General features: G+C 66.9%; 17 protein-coding genes. 14 read left to right on the forward strand and 3 right to left on the reverse strand.

Annotated features, from left to right (window positions below; genetic code table 11):
* Nucleotides 1-41: 41 nt before the first annotated feature.
* The 8 genes from dapB to ACWV8V_RS04760 all read left to right on the forward strand — a co-directional run bounded on the left by dapB (nucleotide 42) and on the right by ACWV8V_RS04760 (nucleotide 9,861).
* Nucleotides 42-782, forward strand: coding sequence for a 4-hydroxy-tetrahydrodipicolinate reductase (gene dapB, locus ACWV8V_RS04725; RefSeq protein WP_455899068.1), 741 nt, complete (start codon nucleotides 42-44; stop codon nucleotides 780-782).
* A gap of 229 nt (nucleotides 783-1,011) precedes the next feature.
* On the forward strand, nucleotides 1,012-2,142 hold the full coding sequence (gene carA, locus ACWV8V_RS04730; protein ID WP_123729149.1) for a glutamine-hydrolyzing carbamoyl-phosphate synthase small subunit: 1,131 nt from the start codon (nucleotides 1,012-1,014) through the stop codon (nucleotides 2,140-2,142).
* Nucleotides 2,139-2,696, forward strand: coding sequence for a hypothetical protein (locus tag ACWV8V_RS04735; protein WP_429000546.1), 558 nt, complete (start codon nucleotides 2,139-2,141; stop codon nucleotides 2,694-2,696). The genes carA and ACWV8V_RS04735 overlap by 4 nt, the downstream gene beginning before the upstream one ends.
* A gap of 54 nt (nucleotides 2,697-2,750) precedes the next feature.
* Nucleotides 2,751-5,993, forward strand: a complete 3,243-nt coding sequence (carB, locus tag ACWV8V_RS04740; protein ID WP_259260974.1) for a carbamoyl-phosphate synthase large subunit — start codon at nucleotides 2,751-2,753, stop codon at nucleotides 5,991-5,993.
* A gap of 8 nt (nucleotides 5,994-6,001) precedes the next feature.
* Nucleotides 6,002-6,466: a transcription elongation factor GreA gene (greA, locus tag ACWV8V_RS04745; protein ID WP_183073734.1), complete on the forward strand. Its 465-nt coding sequence runs from the start codon at nucleotides 6,002-6,004 to the stop codon at nucleotides 6,464-6,466.
* A gap of 5 nt (nucleotides 6,467-6,471) precedes the next feature.
* On the forward strand, nucleotides 6,472-7,392 hold the full coding sequence (locus tag ACWV8V_RS04750) for a phosphoglycerate mutase (protein WP_455899069.1): 921 nt from the start codon (nucleotides 6,472-6,474) through the stop codon (nucleotides 7,390-7,392).
* Nucleotides 7,393-7,583: 191 nt separating this feature from the next.
* The gene (gene recJ / locus ACWV8V_RS04755) at nucleotides 7,584-9,248 is read left to right on the forward strand and encodes a single-stranded-DNA-specific exonuclease RecJ (protein ID WP_455899605.1); all 1,665 of its coding nucleotides are present in this window, start codon (nucleotides 7,584-7,586) and stop codon (nucleotides 9,246-9,248) included.
* Entirely contained in the window at nucleotides 9,241-9,861 is a 621-nt protein-coding gene (locus tag ACWV8V_RS04760) for a hypothetical protein (protein ID WP_455899070.1), read from the forward strand. The genes recJ and ACWV8V_RS04760 overlap by 8 nt, the downstream gene beginning before the upstream one ends.
* Nucleotides 9,862-9,900: 39 nt before the next feature.
* On the opposite strand, the gene ACWV8V_RS04765 is transcribed toward ACWV8V_RS04760, so the two are convergent.
* A complete protein-coding gene (locus ACWV8V_RS04765; RefSeq protein ID WP_455899071.1) occupies nucleotides 9,901-10,950 on the reverse strand; it encodes a DUF1176 domain-containing protein in 1,050 nt (349 codons plus the stop codon).
* Nucleotides 10,951-11,098: 148 nt separating this feature from the next.
* Here ACWV8V_RS04765 and ACWV8V_RS04770 point away from each other — a divergent pair, with 148 nt between their 5' ends.
* Nucleotides 11,099-13,978, forward strand: coding sequence for a VIT domain-containing protein (locus ACWV8V_RS04770; RefSeq protein ID WP_455899072.1), 2,880 nt, complete (start codon nucleotides 11,099-11,101; stop codon nucleotides 13,976-13,978).
* On the opposite strand, the gene ACWV8V_RS04775 is transcribed toward ACWV8V_RS04770, so the two are convergent.
* The gene (locus tag ACWV8V_RS04775; RefSeq protein ID WP_455899073.1) at nucleotides 13,917-14,930 is read right to left on the reverse strand and encodes a phosphatase PAP2 family protein; all 1,014 of its coding nucleotides are present in this window, start codon (nucleotides 14,928-14,930) and stop codon (nucleotides 13,917-13,919) included. The genes ACWV8V_RS04770 and ACWV8V_RS04775 overlap by 62 nt on opposite strands.
* Before the next feature lie 190 nt (nucleotides 14,931-15,120).
* Here ACWV8V_RS04775 and ACWV8V_RS04780 point away from each other — a divergent pair, with 190 nt between their 5' ends.
* From ACWV8V_RS04780 to ACWV8V_RS04800, 5 genes are all read left to right on the forward strand, one after another.
* Entirely contained in the window at nucleotides 15,121-15,990 is an 870-nt protein-coding gene (locus tag ACWV8V_RS04780) for a LytTR family DNA-binding domain-containing protein (protein ID WP_455899074.1), read from the forward strand.
* Nucleotides 15,991-16,094: 104 nt separating this feature from the next.
* Nucleotides 16,095-17,220 (forward strand): peptide chain release factor 2 gene (prfB, locus tag ACWV8V_RS04785; protein ID WP_121036696.1). Its coding sequence is split into 2 segments (ribosomal slippage): nucleotides 16,095-16,169 and nucleotides 16,171-17,220, totalling 1,125 coding nucleotides; the frame shifts between segments, so codons are not numbered across the junction.
* 126 nt (nucleotides 17,221-17,346) lie between these two features.
* The gene (gene lysS / locus ACWV8V_RS04790; RefSeq protein WP_259260964.1) at nucleotides 17,347-18,864 is read left to right on the forward strand and encodes a lysine--tRNA ligase; all 1,518 of its coding nucleotides are present in this window, start codon (nucleotides 17,347-17,349) and stop codon (nucleotides 18,862-18,864) included.
* Between the two features lie 201 nt (nucleotides 18,865-19,065).
* Nucleotides 19,066-20,205, forward strand: a complete 1,140-nt coding sequence (locus ACWV8V_RS04795) for a response regulator (RefSeq protein WP_123729161.1) — start codon at nucleotides 19,066-19,068, stop codon at nucleotides 20,203-20,205.
* 1 nt (nucleotide 20,206) lies between these two features.
* Nucleotides 20,207-22,381: an ATP-binding protein gene (locus ACWV8V_RS04800; RefSeq protein ID WP_259260963.1), complete on the forward strand. Its 2,175-nt coding sequence runs from the start codon at nucleotides 20,207-20,209 to the stop codon at nucleotides 22,379-22,381.
* A 50-nt stretch (nucleotides 22,382-22,431) separates the two neighbouring features.
* On the opposite strand, the gene ACWV8V_RS04805 is transcribed toward ACWV8V_RS04800, so the two are convergent.
* Nucleotides 22,432-23,301 carry a crotonase/enoyl-CoA hydratase family protein gene (locus ACWV8V_RS04805; protein WP_455899075.1) on the reverse strand — a complete coding sequence of 290 codons (870 nt, stop codon included), beginning with the start codon at nucleotides 23,299-23,301 and terminating at the stop codon, nucleotides 22,432-22,434.
* Nucleotides 23,302-23,455: the final 154 nt, after the last annotated feature.

Below are 23,455 nucleotides of genomic sequence, written 5' to 3' on the forward strand. Positions count from 1 at the left end.
ACCCCTTGTACATCCTCGCCGCCACCCGCTAGCCTGCGGGCATGACTACCACTCCCCTACGTTTGCTCATCCACGGTGCCTCCGGCCGCATGGGCCAGGCACTGCTCCGCCTTGCTGCCGACAACCCCGCTCTGCAGGTTGTCGCCGCAGTGAACCGCCGCTCACCGGCCCAGCGCGTGGTCGAGGGCGTGCCGCATTTCGCCAGCAGCGAGCTGGCCGGTGCCCCCCAGTTCGATGTCGCCATCGATTTCAGCCTGCCCGAGGGCTTTGACCCGGTGCTGGCGCTGTGCGTGGAGCGGGGCGCGGGCTTCGTGTCCGGTACCACCGGCATCAGCGAGGCGCAGCGCCAGGCACTGATCCAGGCGGCCGGCCGGATTCCATTGGTCTGGGCCTCGAACTTCAGCCTGGGCGTGGCGGTGCTGGATGAGCTGGTCGAACGGGCGGCAGCGGCGCTGGCCGGCTGGGACTGCGACATCGTCGAATCCCACCACACCCAGAAGAAGGACGCGCCCTCTGGCACGGCTCTGACCCTGGGCGCGGCGGCGGAGAAGGGGGGCACGCAGCCGCAGTACGCCAGTCTTCGTGCCGGAGATATCGTCGGCGAGCACCTGGTCCAGTTCACCGGGCTGGGGGAGCGCATCGAGCTGACCCACCGGGCCACCAACCGCGACATCTTCGCCCGTGGCGCCCTGTTCGCCGCCAGCCAGCTGCCGGGCCGCGCGCCGGGCAGCTACCGGGTCCGTGATCTGCTGGACGGGGCTACGCCGCCGCCCGCCGTCTGAATGGGCAGGAAGGCGCGCGCCTGAACCGGCGCTGCGCCTTCTGTCAGGCTGAACAGGGCAATTGCACGCGGATACTGGCGTCGCACCCGGCTTCCCTTTACAATTCCCGCTCGCCGAATCACGACAGCCGGACCGGTCCAGAACCGCAGTCCGCGCTTTTTTGCAGCCGCTTTTTCGTGAAGCGCAGGCGTGACTTCGGTGACCCCTCGGTAGCCAAAGTGAGATTTCCGTGACCCAAGCCGCAATCCTCGTCCTCGAAGACGGCACCGTATTCGAGGGCGAATCCGTAGGCGCGCCCGGCCTGTCCGTCGGTGAGGTGGTGTTCAACACCGCCATGACCGGCTATCAGGAAGTGTTGACCGATCCTTCCTACGCCCGGCAGATGGTCACGCTGACCTACCCGCATATCGGCAACACCGGCATGACCGACCAGGACGATGAAGCGGCCAAGGTGTGGTCGGCCGGCCTGATCGTGCGCGATGTGCCGCGCCGCCCGAGCAACTGGCGCAGCCAGGTGTCGCTGCAGGATTGGCTGATCCAGCGCGGGGTGGTGGCCATCTCCGGCATCGATACCCGCAAGCTGACCCGCATCCTGCGCGAGCGCGGTGCCCAGAACGGTGCGCTGATGGCCGGTGAAGGGCTGAACGTGGAGACGGCGCTGGAGGCGGCGCGCAAATTCCCGGGCCTGAAGGGCATGGATCTGGCCAAGGTGGTCAGCACCGACAAGCGTTACACCTGGAGCGAGGGCCAGCTGGATCTGGACAGCAACGCCTTCGTCAACGCCGCACCGCGCTTCAAGGTGGTGGCCTATGACTTCGGCGCGAAGCTGAACATCCTGCGCATGCTGGCCGAGCGCGGCTGCGAGCTGACCGTGGTACCGGCGCAGACCCCGGCCGCCGAAGTGCTGGCGATGAACCCGGATGGCGTGTTCCTGTCCAACGGCCCGGGCGATCCGGAACCGTGCGACTACGCCATCGCCGCGATCAAGACCTTCCTTGAGAAGAAGGTGCCGGTCTTCGGCATCTGCCTGGGCCACCAGCTGCTGGCGCTGGCCTCCGGTGCGAAGACGGTCAAGATGGGCCATGGCCACCACGGCGCCAACCACCCGGTCCAGGACCTGGACGGTGGCCGCGTGATGATCACCTCGCAGAACCATGGTTTTGCGGTCGATGAGGCCTCGCTGCCGGCCAACCTGCGCGTGACCCACCGTTCGCTGTTCGATGGCACCAACCAGGGCATCGCCCGCACCGACGTGCCGGCGTTCTCGTTCCAGGGTCACCCGGAAGCCTCGCCGGGCCCGCACGATGTCGGTCCGCTGTTCGACCGTTTCGTGACCCTGATGGCCGAGGCCAAGGCGTGATGCGCAGCCCCGCGCTGCTGCTCTCGCTGTTGTGCCTTGCCGGCGTGGCCCAGGCCGCGCCGGCGACCGATGCGCAGGTGCAGGCGGTCGTACAGAAGCTGAGCCTGGGCACGCTGGGCACGGATATGGCCAAACTGATGGTCGATAACGTGCCGGCGCTCAATGCGCTGCCCGAGGCCGATCGCCAGTGTGCGCATGCCCCGATCCAGACGCTGCTCGACGCGCAGTTCCGCCGTTCGGTGATCGCCGGTCTCGGCAATGAGGGCGACCAGGTGATGGCCGAGTGGTCCCGCTTCCTGGCCACCCCGGCGGGCAAGGGTCTGTCCTCGGCCTTCGCCGGTGCGAATCCATCGACCATCGCCGAAAAGGCCAACGTGGACCTGAGCGAAAAGGAGCGCGCCGAGGTGGCTGCGTTCCTGGGCAGCCCGGCCTACACCCGCTTCATCGCCACGCTCGACATCGAGTCGGAGCTGCCTGACGACATCGGCGTGCAGCTGGCGAAAGGACTGCAGGACCAGTGCCGGATCGCGCTGAACCCCGACGATATTTCCTGATCGACAGCGTGCGATCACCCCCATCTGCCTCGCTGTCCAGACTTAGAGAAGACAATGCCCAAGCGCACTGACCTTAAAACCATCCTCATCATCGGTGCTGGCCCGATCGTCATCGGCCAGGCCTGTGAGTTCGACTACTCTGGCGCGCAGGCCTGCAAGGCACTGCGCGACGAGGGTTACCGCGTGGTGCTGGTCAACAGCAATCCGGCCACCATCATGACCGACCCGGAGATGGCCGACGCCGTCTACATCGAGCCGATCAACTGGCAGACGGTCGAGAAGATCATCGCCAAGGAAAAGCCCGATGCGCTGCTGCCGACCATGGGTGGCCAGACCGCGCTGAACTGCGCGCTGGACCTGGCCGACAACGGCGTGCTGGAGAAGTACAACGTCGAACTGATCGGCGCCAAGCGCGATGCGATCCGCATGGCTGAAGACCGCGAGCTGTTCCGCGTGGCCATGGGTGAGATCGGCCTGGAGTGCCCGTCTGCTGCGGTGGCGCACACGCTGGAAGAAGCGATCGACATCCAGACCCGCGTCGGCTACCCGACCATCATCCGCCCCAGCTTTACTCTGGGCGGCAGCGGTGGTGGCATTGCCTACAACCGCGAAGAGCTGGTCGACATCGTGACCCGCGGCCTGGAACTGTCGCCGACCACCGAAGTGCTGGTGGAAGAGTCGGTGTTGGGCTGGAAGGAATTCGAGATGGAGGTGGTGCGCGACACCGCCGACAACTGCATCATCGTCTGCTCGATCGAGAACCTGGACCCGATGGGCGTGCACACCGGTGACTCGATCACCGTCGCCCCGGCCCAGACCCTGACCGACAAGGAATACCAGCGCCTGCGCGATGCCTCCATCGCCGTGCTGCGCAAGATCGGCGTGGATACCGGCGGTTCGAACGTGCAGTTCGGCATCAGCCCGACCACCGGCCGTGTGGTTGTGATCGAAATGAACCCGCGCGTGTCGCGTTCCTCGGCGCTGGCCTCCAAGGCCACCGGCTTCCCGATCGCCAAGGTCGCGGCCAAGCTGGCCGTGGGTTACACCCTGGACGAATTGAAGAACGAAATCACCGGCGGCCTGACCCCGGCCTCGTTCGAGCCGTCGATCGATTACGTGGTCACCAAGATCCCGCGCTTCGCCTTCGAGAAGTTCCCGGCGGCCGATGCGCGCCTGACCACCCAGATGAAGTCGGTGGGCGAGGTGATGGCGATGGGCCGCACCTTCCAGGAATCGCTGCAGAAGGCGCTGCGTGGTCTGGAAACCGGCAAGATCGGCCTGGACCCGACCGGTCTGGACCTGTCCAACGAAGACGACATCACCACCATCAAGCGCGAGCTCAAGGCCCCGGGTCCGGAGCGCCTGTTCTTCGTGGGTGATGCGTTCCGCGCCGGTTTCAGCGTGGAAGACGTCTTCGCGCTGTCGCACATCGACCCGTGGTTCCTGGACCAGATCGAAGAAATCATCCAGGCCGAAGCCGAAGTGGCCGCCGACGGCATCGATGCGCTGGACGCCGTGCGCCTGCGCAAGCTCAAGCGCGCCGGTTTCTCCGACGCCCGCCTGGCCGAACTGACCGGCACCAACGAAGCGGCCGTGCGCGCGCTGCGTCGTGCCCACAAGGTGCGCCCGGTGTACAAGCGCGTGGATTCCTGCGCCGCCGAGTTCGCCACCAGCACCGCGTACCTGTACTCGACCTACGAGGACGAGTGCGAAGCGGCGCCGAGCAACCGCGACAAGATCATGATCCTGGGCGGCGGTCCGAACCGCATCGGCCAGGGCATCGAGTTCGACTACTGCTGCGTGCACGCCGCGCTGGCGCTGCGCGATGATGGCTTTGAAACCATCATGGTCAACTGCAACCCGGAAACCGTCTCCACCGATTACGACACCTCCGACCGCCTGTACTTCGAGCCGCTGACGCTGGAAGACGTGCTGGAAATCGTCGAGCTGGAACAGCCGAAGGGCGTGATCGTGCAGTACGGTGGCCAGACCCCGCTGAAGCTGGCGCGCGCGCTGGAAGCCAACGGCGTGCCGGTGATCGGCACCTCGCCGGACTCCATCGATCTGGCCGAAGACCGCGAGCGCTTCCAGCAGCTGGTCGACAAGCTCGGCCTGAAGCAGCCGCCGAACCGCATCGCCCGCAACGACCAGGAAGCGCTGCTGCTGGCCCGCGAGATCGGCTACCCGCTGGTGGTGCGCCCGAGCTACGTGCTGGGCGGCCGTGCGATGGAAATCGTCTACGGTGAATCCGATCTGGCCCGCTACGTCCGCGACGCGGTGAAGGTCTCCAACGATTCGCCGGTGCTGCTGGACCGCTTCCTGGACAACGCCGTGGAAGTGGACGTGGACATCATTGCCGACAAGGACGGCAACGTGCTGATCGGCGGCGTGATGGAGCACATCGAAGAAGCCGGCGTGCATTCGGGCGATTCGTCCTGCTCGCTGCCGCCTTACTCGCTGTCGGCTGAAACCCAGGCCGAGCTGCGTCGCCAGGTGGTCGAGCTGGCCAAGGCCCTGAACGTGGTCGGCCTGATGAATACCCAGTTCGCGATCCAGGCCGGTGAGAACGGCGAAGACATCGTCTACCTGCTGGAAGTGAACCCGCGTGCCTCGCGCACCGTGCCGTTCGTCTCCAAGGCCACCGGCATGCCGCTGGCCAAGATCGCCGCGCGCTGCATGGCCGGCAAGACGCTGGCCGAGCAGGGCGCGACCAAGGAAATCGTGCCGGGCTACTACTCGGTCAAGGAAGCGATCTTCCCGTTCGCCAAGTTCCAGGGCGTCGATCCGATCCTCGGGCCGGAGATGCGCTCCACCGGTGAGGTGATGGGCGTGGGCCGCAGCTTCAGCGCCGCCTTCGCACGTGCGCAGGAAGCCGGTGGCATCAAGGCGCCGCCGCTGGGCAAGGCGTTCGTGTCGGTCCGGGACCCGGACAAGAAGCGCGTGCTGCCGGTCGCCAAGGCACTGGTCGAGCGCGGCTACACCCTGGTGGCTACCCGTGGCACCGGCGCGTGGCTGCAGGAGCACGGCATGACCTGCGAAATCGTCAACAAGGTGGTCGAAGGCCGTCCGCACATCGTCGATTCGATCAAGAACGGCGAGATTGTCTATATCGTCAACACGACCGAAGGTCGTGCGGCGATCAATGACTCGTTCTCGATCCGTCGCGAAGCGCTGCAGCATCGCGTGACCTATTCGACCACCATCGCCGGCGCCATGGCGCTGGTGCAATCACTGGAATTCCGCGGCACCGGCCCCGTCTGGTCGCTGCAGGAACTGCACAAGGAGTTGAACGCATGAGAGCACCGATCACCCTGAAGGGCGCGCAGCGTCTGCGCGAAGAGCTTGACCACCTGAAGTCGGTCAAGCGCCCGAAGGTCATCGCGGCGATCGCCGAGGCACGCGAACACGGCGATCTGAAGGAGAACGCCGAGTACCACGCCGCGCGCGAAGAGCAGGGCTTCATCGAAGGCCGCATCAAGCAGCTGGAAGGTGAGCTGTCGCATGCCGAGATCATCGACATCACCAAGCTCAACGCCGGCAGCAAGGTGGTGTTCGGCGCCACGGTCGAGCTGTCGGACGTGGAGAATGATGAAGAGAAGCGCTACCAGATCGTTGGCGACCTGGAAGCGGACATCAAGCTGGGCCTGATCGCGATCTCCTCGCCGCTGGCCCGTGCCTTGATCGGCAAGCTGGAAGGCGATGCGGTCACCATCGACGCACCGGCCGGCCAGCGCGAGTACGAAATCGTCAGCGTCCAGTACCTGGACTGACGGCGATGGCCACGGCGACGTTGTTGCTGCCGGCGCGCAGCCGGTTTCCGGCGGCGCCGTTGCCCGATGACGTCGCCAAGGCGCTGGGGCGTGCGCAGCGCCGCAGCGCCGAGGCGGGCGAACGCGCCCAGCTGCGTCGGCATTTCCAGACGCAGCCGGACGCGTGGTCCGCGGCCGCCCTGACCCGTGAGCTGGATGTCGGCGATGCCGACCAATCCGTGTGGCTGCGGGCGGATCCGGCCAATGTGGTGCCGGACATGCATGGCGCACGCCTGATGGGGCACGGGGATACCCTGCGCCCCGATCTGGCCGATGTGATGCATCTGCTGCCCGCGTTGCAGCCGTTGTTTGTCGGCTACGGCTTCGTGCTGGATGCGCCGGTGCCGTCGCGCTGGTACCTGCGCCTGCCGCCAGGCACCACGCTGCCCGTCTTCGCCGAGCCTGATGAAGTGCTCGGCGATGATCTGTTTGCCCATCTGCCCGAAGGCGATGCGGGCCGCCGTTGGCGCGCCCTGCTGACCGAAGCGCAGGTGGTGTTGCACCAGCACGAGTGGAACCAGCAGCGCGTGGCCGACGGCAAACGTGCGATCAACTCGCTGTGGTTCTGGGGCGGTGGCGAGCTGCCGGAGCGTGTGACCACCGCGCATGCCCAGGTCCGCAGCCGCGATGCGCTGCTGCAGGCGCTGGCCAAGGCCGCGGGTCTGCAGGCCGATGGCGAGCAGACCGTGGATGCCCTGGTGGACCTGCGTCAGCTGCGTTCGCTGGAACAGCTGGGCAATGAGGCGATCCGCCCGTTGCTGGCGGCGATCGCCCGCGGGGAATTGAAGCGGCTGGTGCTGGATTTCGAGGACGGGGCCCGCGTGGAGATCGACAAGACCCAGCGCTGGCGGTTCTGGAAGAAGCCGGTGCAACTGCACGACCTCTGAGTGCGTCGCAATGACCGCCGGCCAGTGGCTGGCTCCAGCGGGCAGGCTGCGCCATCCACGCCATGCGTGGATGCGTTCACCGGGCAGTATCATGGTCGCGCACGTCATTGATCGAGCCCGTTTTGACCCAGTCTGAAGCACCCCGTATCCAGCGCCGTCCTGCCGCCGCCGTCAGCGAGTGGCCGTCCTCCATGTTGCCGCTGCTGCAGCGCTTGTACGCCGCGCGCGGGGTGACCGATGCCGCGCAGGCCCAGCCGAAGCTGGCCCAGCTGCATGCGCCGGATCTGCTGGGCAGCATGCAGGCCGCGGTAACGCTGCTGGCCAATGCGATCGCCACCAACGAACGCATCCTGATCGTCGGTGATTTCGACTGTGATGGCGCCACCGCCTGTGCGGTCGGGGTACGCGGCCTGCGCATGCTCGGCGCACACGACGTGGTGCACGCGGTGCCCAACCGCATGCTGCACGGCTATGGGTTGTCGCCATCGCTGGTGGCCGAACTGGCCCCGCTCAATCCCGGCCTGCTGGTCACGGTCGACCATGGCATCGCCTGCCATGCCGGCGTCAACGCGGCCAAGGCACTGGGCTGGAAAGTACTGGTCACCGATCACCATCTGCCGGGCGAGCATCTGCCGCCGGCCGATGCCATCGTCGACCCCAACATCAGCGGTGATGCGTTCCCCAGCAAGGCACTGGCCGGCGTCGGGGTGATCTTCTATGTATTGATGGCGCTGCGCCGCCACCTGCGCGAGCAGGGCGCCTACGCCACGGTACCAGAGCCGGACCTGCTGACCCTGCTGGATCTGGTCGCAGTGGGCACCGTTGCCGATCTGGTCGCGCTGGATGACAACAACCGCGCCCTGGTCTCGGCCGGCCTGCGCCGGCTGCGCAGCGGCAAGGGCTGCGTCGGCCTGCAGGCGCTGATCGAGGCCAGTGGGCGTGACGCCTCGCGGCTCACCGGCAGTGACATTGGTTTCGCGCTCGCCCCACGGTTGAACGCCGCTGGCCGGCTGGAAGACATGGCGCTGGGCATCGAGCTGCTGCTCACCGAAGACCGCGCCCACGCGCGTGAGATCGCCACGACGCTGGAGTCGATCAATACCGAGCGCCGTGCGGTCCAGCAGTTGATGACCGACGACGCGGAGCTGGCAGTGTCCCGTGCGGTGCTCAGTGCCGAGGGCGTGCGCCCGGTTGCGGCCTGCCTGTTCGATGCCGAATGGCATCCGGGCGTGGTCGGGCTGGTCGCCTCCAAGATGAAGGACCGCCTGCATCGTCCGGTGATCGCCTTCGCGCCCTCAGAGCCCGGCGGCGATTCGCTGCGTGGCTCGGCGCGCTCGATTCCCGGCTTCCATATCCGTGACGCGCTGGCCTTGGTCAACGCGGCGCACCCGGGCCTGATCGACAAGTTCGGTGGCCACGCCATGGCTGCCGGCCTGAGCCTGCCTCATGCGCAGTTGGCCGCGTTCGAGCAGGCCTTCGTGGACGTGGTGGAGCGCACGCTGGATCCGCTGTCGCTGCAGCAGCTGCTGCTGACCGATGGCGAGCTGTTGCCGCAGGAACTGGATTTCGCCCACGCCGAGGCGCTGCGCCTGGCCGGGCCGTGGGGGCAGGGCTTCCCCGAGCCGCTGTTCGATGGTCACTTCCAGGTCGCGCGCTGGCAGGTGCTGAAAGAGAAGCACCTGAAGCTGAGTCTGCGCGTGCCCGGCCGTGCCGAACCGGTCAGCGCCATTCATTTCAGCGGCTGGACCGGCAATGCGCCGGCCAACCAGGTGCATATCGCCTACCGGCTGGTCAGCGATGACTATCGGGGAGGCGGCGCGATCCAGCTGATCGTTGAGCACTGCGCGGATGCCTGATCTGCGCCTGTCGCCGACCGAACGTTTCGATCTGCAGAGCCGCATCGTGCTGCAGGGTGACGAGACCGCCCGCGCCGAACTCTCCGCCCGCGAAGGCTTCGAATTTCCGGACCTGGAAGGCTCGCGCCAGAGCGTGGCATGGTTGTTGCGGCAGGAACTGGCCGCACGGATCGAGGGTGGAGACGGCGCGTCCACCGGTCCGATCACAGTAGCCGACGCGGTTGCCGCGGTGATGGCGCGGCTGAGAAGGACCCGCTGCGTGGCCACGGCCTACCAGCCCTCGGACGACCCGGACGACTACCGGGATGCCGACGATCAGACCGGGGCGCTGGCGTATACCTGCCAGCTGCCCGATCCCGCCTCGTTGCGTCCCGTGCATGCAGCGCTGCGCGCGGCCCAGGACGGTGCGGATCGGCATCAGGCCGCGCAACGTCTGCTGGCCGCTTACGTCCAACACCTGTCCAGCGCACCGGACAGGCCTGTGCACGCACATCACGCCGTATTCTCGCGCCCGTACTCGGCCGACCACGCTGTGATGCAGAGCATGGCGGTCATGGAGACGATCCTGCCCGCGCTGTTCCCGTTCGACGGCTGGGAAGACGGCGACGACTGAGCATCGCCGGGCCAACGGTGATCGCGTCGATCGAGTGGTTTATTCCTGCACCTTGGTCACCAGCGTCGGCATTTCCCAGGCGCCACCGGCGGACACCAGGCGGCACAAGCCGGTGCTGCTGTCGGCGGTTCTGACGAACTGCGTGCCGGTCCAGCCCCAGGTGGTGGAGTACCAGCAATCGCCGAGGCCACGGCCCTTGTGGGCCACCTGGATGGTGCGAACCTCATCACCGACCGCTGCCGTGGTGACCAGCCGCGGCTGGTACGGCGCGCGGTCGTTGATCACCCAGTAGCCGTCACCGGTGTTGTACGCGCCGCGCCAGCAGCTCAGCGAGACCAGCAGCTTGTCGGCGCTGAGCCGCTGCACCGTCAGCGCTTCGGGTTCTTCGCCGGGTGACAGGCTGCCGCTGGGTCCCAGCGCTTCGCAATCGTCGGCGGAAGTCACGGCTGCGAGGGCGGCACGCAGCGCCGGCGATGCGGCCAGCGCGGTGTCCGCCGGGCGGGTGGCCACCGGCTTGCCCAGCTGCACGACCGGCACCGGCAGTGCGGCCGGCACCGAGGATTCGGCGAGGGTGCCTTTGCGCATCAACGCGCCGGGTGTGCCGAGGCGACCTTGGAACGCATCCATCTTCAACAGCACGGCCGAGGCGCCCTGATCAGAGACCGTCCAGCGCGCGCCATCGTCGCCGATCAGCTCGATCCGGCTGTTGCGTGCCAACGAAGCGAGCAGGACAGCGAGCTGCTTTGCGGAAAAGGTGGCGGTGCCATCGGCGGCGTCGAACTGCATCGGGCCCAGCGAGGTGCCGTTGATCTGCAGGCTGAGCCGCTGGGTGGCGGTGTTGTCGTCGTATTGGCCGAGCATCAGTTCAGCCTGCACCGGCTGGTCCGGCCCGCCCGCGCGGGTGAGCAGGATCGAGACCGGGTCGCCGCCATTGTCGTCGGCCTGATAACCGGCGGCGCGGCAGGTACGGGTGTTGTCGCAGGCCAGCGTCCAGTCGTGGTGGGTGAACGTCACGCCCTCGATGGGGGCGGCGGCGTGACCGGGCAGGGTGAGCCCCATCAACAGCGGGGCGGTCAACAACAGGCGCATGCGGCATCCTTGGTACATCAATCCGTGGAGGGCGATCTTGGCCCAGCACGGATGAGGCGTCCATGACCGGAACAGGCGATTGCCGCCGCTCAACCCCGTTCTCGTGCGCCGTGCGTTCAATGAGGTGTCATCGGATCAGGAGCGTCACATGGGACTCGCACTGCGCAGTATCGGTCTGCTCGCGCTGCTGTGCTGGCAGCTGCCCAGCGCCCACGCCCAGGCGCGGCGTTTCCCGCCGCCACGCCCGCCGATCCTGCAGGTCGCCGGCGCCGAGGTGCCGGTGCGGCTGACCGAGGCCCGTATCGACAGCCGCGTCATGGCGGGGCTGGGTGAGACCACGATCGAGTTGACCTTCCACAATCCCAACGCGCGGGTGCTGGAAGGGCAGCTGGCGTTCCCGCTGGTCGCGGGCCAACAGGTGGCCGGGTTCGCACTGGATATCGACGGTGAGCTGCGCGACGCGGTGCCGGTCGCCAAGGCGCAGGGCCGCCAGGTGTTCGAGGCGATCGAGCGCCGCCAGGTGGATCCGGGGCTGCTGGAACAGACCGCAGGCAATCAGTTCCGGCTGCGGCTCTATCCCATCCCGCCGCGTGGTGAGCGTCGCGTCCGTCTGGTGCTGCGCGACAGCCTGCCGACCGTTTCGCAGGGCCTGCAGTGGTCACTGCCCGTGTTCTTCGCACGCCAGGCCGAGCAGGTGACGGTGAAGCTCGAGGCGAGCGGGACGGGCAAGCCGGTCGCCGTGGGCGCCAATCCACTGGGATTCACAGTGAAGACCGGCGCTTACGCGGCGCAGTGGCAGGGGCGGGGCGCGGATCTGCCTGCACAGCTGCAGTGGAGCCTTCCGCTCGCGCGCAGCACGGACGTGGTCACCGGTCTGCATGAGGGGCAGCGCTATCTGCTGGCCAGCGTGCCGGTGCGTGCGTCCACCGCGCCGCGTGTCCTGCCTCGGCGCATCGGCCTGCTCTGGGACGCGTCGGGCTCGTCAGGTTCACGCGACCGCGCGGCCGAACTGGCGGTGCTGGATCGCTACTTCAACGCCCTCGGCACCGGTCAGGTCCAGTTGACCGTGCTGCGTGACCGCAGCGAAACGCCGCAGCAGTTCCCGGTGACCCAGGGCGACTGGTCAGCACTGCGCGAGTACCTGCGGGCACTGCCCAACGATGGCGCCAGTGCGCTGGGTGACTGGACGCCGAACCCCGCCATCGGCGAGTACCTGCTGGTCAGCGATGGCCTGGCCAACTACGGCAGCCAGACCTTGCCCACCCTGTCGCCCGATCAACGCCTGTATGCGCTGAGCAGCGCCGGTGCGAAGACCGACACCCCGCGCCTGCGCGCCTGGACCGGCGCCCATCACGGGCAGCTGCTGCAGGTGAGCAGTGAGGCAGAGGTGCCGGGCGTGATGTCGCTGCTGCTACAGCAGCCGGTCGACGTGGCCGATGTTGTGGCACGTGGCGTGGAGGACGTGAACGTGGATGCCGCCAGCGCCACGCAGGGGTGGATCCGTGTCACCGGCCGCGTGCTGCGTCCCGATGCGACGGTGCTGCTGTCTCTTCGCGGTGGCGGCAGCGATCCGCAGCCGATCACCCTCAGCGTAGCGAACGCACGTGGGGTGGAAGGCGGCCTGGTCGTCCACGCATGGGCGAATGCCCGGTTGGCAGCACTGGCGGCGGACCCGGCCGGGGCGCAGGCGTCCAAAGCGTTGTCGCAGCAGTTCGGCGTGGTGACCGCCGATACCTCGCTGCTGGTTCTTGAAACGCTGGAGGACTACCTGCGTTACGGTATCCGTCCGCCGGCACCGCTGCGCGCCGCCTACGACCAGCGCCATGCGTTGACGGTGGCCGATGCGGCGACCGAGCGGAAGCGCCGCCTGGATGGCATCGCCCGCCAGTTCGCCGAGCGCGAGCAGTGGTGGAATACCCGCTGGCCCAAGGATGCGCCACCGCGGCCCAAGCAGGAATCCCGATCCGTCGCCGCGCCAGTCGCCATGGCGATGGCCGCGCCACCGCCGGCACCTGCGGCGCCGATGGCGCTGGACCGTGTCGAGCTGACCGCCTCGGCGGTTGCCGATGAGGCAGAGGCCACCAGTGAACGTCGCGCCAAGTCGGCACCGAAGGCCAACAGCGGGCAGATCACCCTGACCCTGGCACCGTGGGCACCGGATTCGGCCTATGCACACCGCCTGCGCGATGCCAAGCCGGCGCAGCTGTATCCGCTGTATCTGCAGGAGCGCGAACAGCACGCTGGCAGCAGCGCCTTCTATCTGGACGTGGCCGATCTGCTGCTGGCCAGCGGACAGCGCGACCTGGCCCTGCGCGTGCTCTCCAACCTGGCTGAGATGCAGCTGGAAAACCGCCACGTGCTGCGCGTGCTCGGCTACCGCCTGATGCAGGCCAAGGCGCCGGCGCTGGCCGTGCCGGTGTTCCGCCAGGTGTTGGTGATGGGCGAGGAGGAGCCGCAGAGTTTCCGTGACCTCGGCCTGGCGCTCGAAGCGGCCGGGCAGTACCAGGCGGCGGTGGCATCGCTGTATGAAGTGGTGGTGCGCCCGTGGGATGGCCGCTTCGACGGCATTTCGCTGATCGCGCTGGATGAACTGACCCGGTTGATTGCACGTGAGCGCGTCGACGCCTCGGCCATCGACCCGCGTCTGCGCCGTGCGATGCCGCTGGACCTGCGCGTGGTGCTGAGCTGGGATAGCGACAACAGCGACATGGACCTGTGGGTCACCGATCCCAACGGTGAGCGCGCCTACTACGGCAACCGGCTGACCTACCAGGGCGGGCAGATGTCGCAGGACTTCACCGGCGGCTATGGACCGGAGCAGTTCTCGTTGCGTGATGCCAAGCCCGGCACCTACAAGATCGAAGCGAACTACTTCGGCAGCCGGGAGCAGCTGGTCACCGGCGCCACCACGTTGATGCTGCGCCTGAGCACCAAGTGGGGCAGCCGCGACCAGCGCGACCAGCAGGTCACGCTGCGGTTGAAGGACCGGGCGGAGACGGTGCTGGTCGGGGAGTTCGAGGTGAAGTGAGCGGCCAATACCCCGCCAAGGCGATGCCGCCGATGAAGATCGCCGCGTTGCCGATGGCGTTGAACACTACCTCCACCACCGCCGTGTCAGGCAGTGCCAGTACAGTGGCGACTGCCTCCAGAACAGGGCTGATGACAAGATAAAGCCCGACCACGACGAGCACCCGCCCGATCCGCTGCCACGGTGTGTGCGGATCCACCGGCCAGCCGCGCCAGTGCAGAAAGCCGAAGACCAGCAGCAGGCCCAGGTAACGCCCCGCTCTGTCTGCCGGGGCGAGGCCGCCGGTCAACGCCGCTGCCGTCACCCCAACGCCCAGCGTGGCAAGGAGCAGGTAACGCGTTCGATTGTGATGCGCGGGGGTGGGCAGGCACTGCCAGGCAAACCAGCCCAAGGCCATCCCGACCAGCCAGCCGCCCAGTACATCGGACAGGAAGTGCCGGCCCAGGTACATGCGTGACAGCGCCATCAACAGCGGCCAGCCGATCAGCAGCGCGAGCCGCCAGCCGCGGCTGCGGATGCCGAAGCACAGCACCAGCGCCGTCATCGCCGCCGTGGCCACGCCCACATGACCACTGATGAATCCGTAGTCCGGATCCGGCTGCGCACGCAACGCTGCAATTGCTTCATCGGTCGGCAGCGACCAGAACGATCCGGCAGCGCCATCGGCCACCAGCGCATGGCCAGGGCGGCCCTTGTCCAGCACGAGGATGTCGACATCGCTGGGGCGGGGCAGGGCAGCACCCTGCTTGATCGCGTGCGTGGCCATCGACATCAGCAGCACCGCGAGCATCACGCCCAGCCCGGCACGCAGGCGCACACCGAAGCTGCACACCACGATCAGCAGGACGTACGCCCACTCGTAGCCCAGCGTGCTGACAAAGCGCATGAGCGGCAACATCCATGCTGCATCGAAGAACGACTGCAGCCACACATGCCAATGGGTCTGGAACATCCGTATTCCTCAGTGCCGGGCCACCGCCCGCGTCACCGGAAACGATAGCGTCTGCCGGCGCAGTCCGAAAAGAGGGCGCTACCAGGCGACGCCGCGCCAAGTGACGAATGGCGGTCGCCAAGGGACGGGTGGGGCGCACTACCATGCGGGGATGAGACACCCTGACGACCCTTTGCAAATGGATGATTCAATGGCGAACGGACGTGCCGCGCGGTGGCGGCCGGGTGCGCGGATGCTGGTGTGGTCGGTGATCCTGTTGACCAGTGCGATGGCCAATGCGCTGGTCGAAGTCATGGACGCGGCTCGCCGTGGTGACGATCTCGGCCTGTGGCAACCGATGATCTGGGAGCTGAGCAGCGTCACGATGATCCTGCTGACGCTGCCTGTCCTGTGGTGGGGTTGCCAGCGTTGGCCTTTGCACGCCGATACCTGGAAGCGTCGGCTGCCGCTGTATCTGCTGGCCAGCGTGGCGTGGTCGCTGGTGCATGTCACCGGGATGATGGGGCTGCGCCATCTCGCCTATGCCGCGCTCGGCTACCACTACCAGGACGATGCCACCTGGCCGGTACGCTTGATGTACGAGTACCTCAAGGATGTCCGTGCCTTCTTCACCTTCGTGGCGATCGAGCACTTCTTCAGCTGGTTCGGGCGGCGTCGGCTGGGCGAAGCGCATCTGCTGGCCGCGCCGGACGATGCCCCGCCGGTGGACGCCGTGGAGCGTCCGGAGCGGTTCCTGGTGCGCAAGCTGGGCCGCGACTTCCTGGTCGCCACCGGTGATATCGAGTACGCCCAGGCCGCGGGCAACTACGTCAATCTGCGGGTGCGCGGGCACGATTACCCGCTGCGCAGCACCATGGCGGCGCTGGAAGAGCGACTGGATCCGGGGATCTTCGTGCGTGCCCACCGCAGCTGGCTGGTGAACGTGCGGCACCTGGTCTCGATCGAGCCGCTGGACGGGGGCGAGGCCCTGCTGCACATGGACGATGGCGGCCGGGTGCCGTGCAGCCGCCGCCAGCTGCCCTCGTTCCGGCAGGCGCTGGCCGTGCAGGGGGCGGCGTGAGATCAATGTGCACGGGGGGGGGGGGGCGGCACCCCGCAGGCTTGGCCGGGCAAGCCCCGGATAGGCTATGATGGACAGTCTTTTCGCACGCATTAATCGCCGACATGATCGAGCTCAATCCTGTCCGCCAGCGCATCACCGATCTCACCGATCGCGTGCTCTCGCTCAGGGGGTATCTTTGACTACGACGCCAAGAAAGAGCGTCTGGAAGAAGTAACCCGGGAACTGGAAAACCCGGATATCTGGAACAACGCCGAGTACGCCCAGAACCTTGGCCGCGAACGCGCCAATCTGGAGAAGACCGTCGGCGGCATCGCCACGATCCTCGACGGCCTGGCCGAGTCGGGCGAACTGCTGGAACTGGCCGAAAGCGAACAGGACGAAGAAACCGCCCTGGCCGTGGTCAGCGACCTGGACAAGTACCAGAAGCACGTCGAACAGCTGGAATTCCAGCGCATGTTCTCCGGGCAGATGGATACCGCGGCGGCCTTCGTCGACATCCAGGCCGGTGCCGGCGGTACCGAAGCCCAGGACTGGGCCGAAATCCTGCTGCGCATGTACCTGCGCTGGTGCGAATCGCGTGGCTGGAAGACCGAGCTGATGGAAGTCTCCGGCGGCGACGTCGCAGGCATCAAGTCGGCCACGCTGCGCGTGGAAGGCGATTACGCCTATGGCTGGCTGAAGACCGAAACCGGCGTGCACCGCCTGGTGCGCAAGTCGCCGTTCGATTCGGACAACCGCCGCCACACCAGCTTCACCTCGGTGTTCGTGTCGCCGGAAGTCGATGACAACATCGAAATCGACATCAACCCGGCCGACCTGCGTACCGACGTGTACCGCTCCTCCGGCGCGGGTGGTCAGCACGTCAACAAGACCGAATCGGCGGTGCGTATCACGCACATCCCGACCAACACGGTCGTGGCCTGCCAGACCGGCCGCAGCCAGCACCAGAACCGCGACAACGCGATGAAGATGCTGGCCGCCAAGCTCTACGAGCTGGAAATCCAGAAGCGCAACGCCGAGCGCGACGCGGTGGAAGCCACCAAGTCCGACATCGGCTGGGGCAGCCAGATCCGCAACTACGTGCTCGACCAGAGCCGTATCAAGGACCTGCGCACCGGCATCGAACGCTCCGATACGCAGAAGGTGCTGGATGGCGACCTCGACGAGTTCGTCGAAGCCAGCCTGAAGTCTGGCCTGGCCGTGGGTGCCAAACGCACCGACGCTTGACCGTCGGGGCCGCCACGCGCGGCCCCGATCCGTTGTGCCCGGGCCACGCCCGGTTTCGCATTCCGCCCCGACCATCGGCATGATGGCGGGGACCGTACCTCCCCCCGACATACATAGACCCACGCCATGAACGATCAGACCGCCGCGCCGCAGCCCCCCGTCGACGAGAACAGCCTCATCGCCGAGCGCCGCGCGAAACTGACCGCCCTGCGCGGGCAGGGCATTGCCTACCCGAACGATTTCCGCCGCGAGCACTTCGCCGGTACCCTGCAGGCCGAGTTCGCCGACGCCGACCAGTGGACCGCCGAAGCACTGGAAGCCAGTGACCGCCAGGTCAAGATGGCCGGCCGCCTGATGGCCAAGCGCGTGATGGGCAAGGCCAGCTTCGCCCAGATCCAGGACGAGTCCGGCCGCATCCAGCTGTTCCTGCAGGGCAGCACCCTGGGTGACGCCTACACCGCCTTCAAGGGCTGGGACGTGGGTGACATCATCGCCGTGGAGGGTGGGCTGACCCGGACCAAGACCGGTGAGCTGTCGGTCAAGGCCACCAGCATCCGCCTGCTGACCAAGTCGCTGCGCCCGTTGCCGGACAAGTGGCACGGCCTGGCCGACGTGGAGCAGCGCTACCGCCAGCGCTATGTCGACCTGATCGTGACCCCGGAGTCGCGCGAGGTGTTCATCAAGCGCTCGCGGATCATCCGCGCCATGCGCGCCTGGCTGGACAACCGCGACTTCCTGGAAGTCGAAACGCCGATGATGCATTACATCCCCGGCGGCGCCACGGCCAAGCCGTTCACCACCCACCACAACGCGCTGGACCTGGACCTGTACCTGCGCGTGGCCCCGGAGCTGTACCTCAAGCGCCTGGTCGTGGGTGGGCTGGAGCGCGTGTACGAGATCAACCGCAACTTCCGCAATGAAGGCGTCAGCACCCGCCACAACCCGGAATTCACCATGATGGAGCTGTACGAGGCCTATGCCACGTACACCGAAGTGATGGACCTGACCGAAGGCGTGATCCGTGACGTGGCCAGCAAGGTGCTGGGCACCACCACGGTGGAGTGGGATGGCGCCACGATCGATCTGGCCCCGGCCTTCCGCCGTTGGCGCATGGACGAGGCGGTGCGTCACCACAACCCGGAGATCAGTGCGGCCGACTGCACCGATCGCGATGCGCTGGTGGCCCACTGCGAGCGCCTGAAGATCCGCATCAAGCCTTCCTATGGCTGGGGCAAGCTGCTGCTGGAGATCTTTGAAGCCACGGTCGAGCACACCTTGATCCAGCCGACCTTCATTACCGACCACCCGGTGGAAGTCTCGCCGCTGGCCCGTGCCAACGATGACCAGCCGGGCTATACCGACCGCTTCGAGCTGTTCATCAACGGCAAGGAGCTGGCCAACGGCTTCTCCGAGCTGAATGATCCGGAAGACCAGGCGGCCCGTTTCCAGGCCCAGGTCACGGCGAAGGAGGGCGGTGATGACGAGGCCATGCATTACGACGCCGATTACATCCGCGCGCTGGAGTACGGCATGGCGCCGACCGGCGGCCTGGGCATCGGTATCGACCGGCTGGTGATGCTGCTCACCGGCAGCAGCTCGATCCGTGACGTGTTGCTGTTCCCGTATATGCGTCCCGAAAACTGAGACGTACGTCCGGGCGTGCTTGGGGCACGTCCGGATGGGGGTTCCGCTCCCGTGGCCGCGCGAGTATGGTTTCTGCGTGGCCTTAGCTAGGTGCTATGGCGTGATGGCCACGGACCATGACGGGTTGCAGGAGGTGCCTACACCGGCATCACACTGTGACGACGATCATGAACTGGGGTGTTCATGACGGGAGGCGGACCCATGCAAGGTGCCAGTGTCCAGAGCGGCGGAGTATCCTCTCCGCAGCATGTTCCAGTGTGGTCAAGGAAGAAGGCAGAAGCAGCCTTGAATATTGTCATCGTTGACGATCAGACGTCCGCGCGTACCATGCTGCGCCATGTCATCGAGGACATCGCGCCGGAATTGTCCGTGCACGACTTCGGCGATCCACTGACGGCGCTCGCCTGGTGCGAGTCGCATGCCGTGGATCTGCTGTTGCTCGATTACCGCATGCCGGAGATGGATGGGCTGGAGTTCGCCCGCCGTTTCCGTCGCCTGCCCAAGCACCGCGACATCCCGGTGATCCTGATCACCGTGGTCGGCGACGAGCCGATCCGCCAGGCCGCGCTGGAAGCCGGCGTGATCGACTTCCTGGTCAAGCCGATCCGCCCGCGCGAACTGCGCGCGCGCTGCTACAACCTGTTGCAGCTGCGCCAGCAGTCGGAGAACGTCAAGCAACGCGCGCTGTCGCTGGAGCAGCGCCTGCTGGCCAGCATGCACGAGGTGGAAGAGCGCGAGCGCGAGACGCTCTCGCGGCTGGCGCGGGCGATCGAGTTCCGTGATGCCGGCACCAGCGCCTACCTGGAGCGCATGGCGCACGTGGCTGGCCTGATCGCCGAGCAGCTCGGGTTGCCTGAGGAAGAGGTCAAGCTGATCGAGATGGCCGCGCCGCTGCACGACATGGGCAAGATCGCCATTCCCGACGCCGTGCTGCTCAAGCAGGGCAAGTTGAACGATGAGGAGCAGGCGATCATGCGCCGGCACCCGCGCATCGGCTATGAACTGTTGAGTGGCAGCCAGAACCGTTTCATCCAGGTCGGCGCGCTGATCGCGCTGCGCCACCACGAGCGCTACGACGGCAGCGGCTACCCGGACGGGCTGGTCGGTGACGCCATTCCGCTGGAGGCGCGCATCGTGGCCGTGGCCGATGTGTTCGATGCCCTTATCTCACCGCGTCCGTACAAGGAAGCATGGACCATGGAAGCCACGCTGGCCTATCTGTACGCCCAGCGTGGACGGTTGTTCGATCCGCGCTGCGTCGATGCCCTGATGCGCGGCCGTCTCCAGCTTGAGGACATCTGCGCACAGCACTCCACCGCGTCATCCCGCCCGGGGATGTGATATGCGCCGTCTTTACCCGCGCCTGAAGCAACGTCTGGCGCAACGTCCGGATTCCGAACATGGCCAGGCGATCGTCCGGATCGCGCTGATCACGGTGATCCTGCTGTACGTCCTCATGCCCGGCCCGCGCCATGACCTGCCGCCGGCGCAGTACCACGGTGTGCTGGCGATCGTATTGACCGGGCTGACCCTGTCGCTGGGCCTGTTTGGTTGGCTGCTGTGGCGGCCGGGGCGCTCGGACCCGCGGCGCGTGGCCGGCATGCTCGCCGACTACGGTTTGATCGCGGCCGGCATGGTGCAGATGGGCGAGCCGCTGGCCTGGGTCTACATCGTGGTGATGTGGGTGACCGTCGGCAACGGCATGCGGTTCGGCAACAACTATCTCTACGTGGCCGTGGCGATGGCCATGGTGAGTTTCGGCAGTACCGCGCTGCTGACCCCGTACTGGGGGCAGAACGCACGCCTGGCGTTCGGTCTGTGGCTGGGCCTGGCCGCGGTGCCACTGTATTTCTCCACGCTGCTGCGCCAGCTGACCCGGACCATGGCCGAGGCACGCCGCGCCAACGAAGCCAAGAGCCGCTTCCTGGCCAACATGAGCCACGAGTTCCGCACGCCGCTCAACGGCCTGTCCGGCATGACCGAAGTGTTGGCCACCACCCAGCTGGATGAAGAGCAGCGCGAGTGCGTCAACACCATCCAGGCCTCCTCACGCAGCCTGTTGGCGCTGGTGGAGGAGGTGCTGGACATCTCGGCCATTGAAGCGGGCAAGCTGCGCGTCAACGCCGAGGATTTCGCGCTGGCCGATGTGATCCAGGCCATCGGCCTGATCCTGCTGCCACAGGCGAAGGGCAAGCGGCTGGATTACCGGGTCAAGGTGGCCGAGACCGTACCGCCGCTGCTGCGCGGTGACGTCGGGCACCTGCGCCAGGTCCTGCTCAACCTGGCCGGCAACGCGGTCAAGTTCACCGACCATGGTCGGGTCGAAATCCGGGTGAGCGTGCTCAACGCCGAATCCAACGGCGGCGTGCGGCTGCGCTTCGATATCCTGGACACCGGCATCGGCGTCGCCGCTGAAATGCGCCCACGTCTGTTCGAGGCGTTCGAGCAGGCCGATGTCAGCATGGCCCGTCGCCACGAAGGCACCGGCCTGGGCACGACCATCGCCAAGGGCCTGGTCGAGGCGATGGGCGGAGAGATCGGCTACGAGGACCATCCACCGCAGGGCAGCCATTTCTGGTTCGAGGTGCCGTTCGCGCCGCCACGCGTGCCGCTGGGCACCGTCACCCCGGCCCTGGTCGGTGATGGGCTGCCGGACAGCAGCGGTAATGTGATCGCGTTTGCCGATCCGTTCCTGCGCCACCGCGCGCGCGTGCGCAGCATGCACATTCTGGTGGCCGACGATCATGAGGCCAACCGCATGGTGCTGCAGCGGCTGCTGCAGAAGGCAGGCCACAAGGTGTTGTGCGTCAATGGCGGCGAAGCGGTGCTTGATGCGATGGCCGAGAGCGATTTCGATGCGGCCATTGTCGACCTGCACATGCCCGGCATGAGCGGCCTGGACATGCTCAAGGAGCTGCGGGTGATGCAGGCTGGCGGTGGGCCACGCACGCCGGTGCTGGTCCTCAGCGCCGACGTGACGCCCGAAGCGATCCAGCGCTGCACCCAGGCCGGTGCGCACACCTTCCTGGCCAAGCCGGTGGTCGCGGTGCGGCTGCTGGACGTGCTGGCCGACATTGCTTCCAACGGCCAGCTCAAAGCCAGCGCACCGATCGTCCGTACCGCCACCGCCTTGGATGGCGTGCTCGATCCGGGCGTGCTGGACGAGCTCGCCTCGCTGGGCATGGGCGATGGCTTCGAGCGCGAGTTCATCCGCCAATGCCTGGCCGACGCCGAACAGTGCATCGGTGCGGCGCTGGCCGATGGCGAGCGCGGCGACTGGGTGCACTTCCGCGAGCAGGCGCATGCGATCAAGGGCGTGGCCAGCAACCTGGGCCTGGTCCGCGTGGCGAACCGCGCGGGCGATCTGATGCGCATGGCTGACTGGCAGCTCAAGAGCGAGTGGCGCCAGCGCATGACCCTGCTCCAGACCGGCATCAAGGAAGGTCGCCAGGCACTGGATGCACGTGCCCAGCGCAAGGCACAGGGCCAGGCCGATGACGGCGGCGACATGCGCTGAAAAAAAGCCCGGCGGCAGCCGGGCTTGAACAACACAGGGGAGGGGAGGACTCAGGCGACGTCGAGGGTGGCGCGGCGGGTCTGGGCCTTGATCAGGCGGTCCATGGTGCGCAGCGACTTGTCGCCCAGGGCGAGTGCGGAATCGACCCACACCTTGGTGATCTCCAGCAGCTCGTCATAGCGCACGGCTTGGGCCAGGTTGCGCGCGGCATTCATCGCCAGGTACGAGTGCGGAATGCGCTGATGCTGGCGGATCAGATCCTCGACCGCCTTGACGCCGTGGCCCTTGGGCACCAGCACGTCGACCACGCCCATCGCATACATCTCTTCGGAGGAATACACGCGGCCGTCCAGGATGATCTTCTCGGCCAGCTGCGGGGCGACGCGCTTGCACAGGAACGAGTAGGCGCCCATGCCCGGGAACAGGCCGAACAGCACTTCCGGCAGGCCCATGCCGCAGCCTTCCTCGGCCACGATGGTATGGCAGGCCAGCGCCATTTCCAGGCCACCGCCGAGCGCGTCACCCTGGATCAGTGCGATCGAGCGCACGTCACCACCGAAGCCGGTGTGCAGGTGGTGTACGCCTTCCACGCAGCGCTGCGCGTAGGTCAGCAGGCGGTCGCGGTTGCCCTCGCGGATCAGGCGGGTGAACAGGTCCAGATCGCCGCCCAGGTTGTAGGCGTTCGCATCGGAGGCCAGCACGAAATGGCGCAGCTTGCCGCTGTTGCGTTCGGCCGGGGTGCGGGTGATGGCGCTCATGAAATTCCACATCTCATCGAGCATGTCCTTCCGGCAGCACGGGCGGATGCCGCTGGCGGCATCGGCGTGCATGTACAGCCAATGGGCATCGTCGTTGCCGGTGGTCGCGGTGCGGATGGTGGCGTAGCGATGATTGACGGGCAGCTTTTCAATGGTGCTCATGGCGATTTCCTCGGAGGCTGGCCCGCTGGGAGGACGGTGGGCGGCGGGCCTGACGGGTCCACACGCCGCGATCCTACACCCCCGGCATCTCATGCAATGCAAAAGGCCCCCGCCGTTGCCGGCAGGGGCCCTGTGAAGATGCAGCCGTTGGGGA

This window comes from Stenotrophomonas sp. Ker107b (genome assembly GCF_053847245.1).

Excerpts from the sequence above, each read along its gene's own strand:
- ACWV8V_RS04805 (WP_455899075.1), bottom strand. The coding sequence starts at position 23,301 with ATGAGCACCATTGAAAAGCTGCCCGTCAATCATCGCTACGCCACCATC.
- recJ (WP_455899605.1), top strand. The coding sequence starts at position 7,584 with ATGTTGCCGCTGCTGCAGCGCTTGTACGCCGCGCGCGGGGTGACCGAT.
- ACWV8V_RS04775 (WP_455899073.1), bottom strand. The coding sequence starts at position 14,930 with ATGTTCCAGACCCATTGGCATGTGTGGCTGCAGTCGTTCTTCGATGCA.
- ACWV8V_RS04800 (WP_259260963.1), top strand. The coding sequence starts at position 20,207 with ATGCGCCGTCTTTACCCGCGCCTGAAGCAACGTCTGGCGCAACGTCCG.
- ACWV8V_RS04750 (WP_455899069.1), top strand. The coding sequence starts at position 6,472 with ATGGCCACGGCGACGTTGTTGCTGCCGGCGCGCAGCCGGTTTCCGGCG.
- carB (WP_259260974.1), top strand. The coding sequence starts at position 2,751 with ATGCCCAAGCGCACTGACCTTAAAACCATCCTCATCATCGGTGCTGGC.
- ACWV8V_RS04780 (WP_455899074.1), top strand. The coding sequence starts at position 15,121 with ATGGCGAACGGACGTGCCGCGCGGTGGCGGCCGGGTGCGCGGATGCTG.
- ACWV8V_RS04760 (WP_455899070.1), top strand. The coding sequence starts at position 9,241 with ATGCCTGATCTGCGCCTGTCGCCGACCGAACGTTTCGATCTGCAGAGC.
- dapB (WP_455899068.1), top strand. The coding sequence starts at position 42 with ATGACTACCACTCCCCTACGTTTGCTCATCCACGGTGCCTCCGGCCGC.
- ACWV8V_RS04770 (WP_455899072.1), top strand. The coding sequence starts at position 11,099 with ATGGGACTCGCACTGCGCAGTATCGGTCTGCTCGCGCTGCTGTGCTGG.
- ACWV8V_RS04795 (WP_123729161.1), top strand. The coding sequence starts at position 19,066 with ATGCAAGGTGCCAGTGTCCAGAGCGGCGGAGTATCCTCTCCGCAGCAT.
- ACWV8V_RS04765 (WP_455899071.1), bottom strand. The coding sequence starts at position 10,950 with ATGCGCCTGTTGTTGACCGCCCCGCTGTTGATGGGGCTCACCCTGCCC.
- lysS (WP_259260964.1), top strand. The coding sequence starts at position 17,347 with ATGAACGATCAGACCGCCGCGCCGCAGCCCCCCGTCGACGAGAACAGC.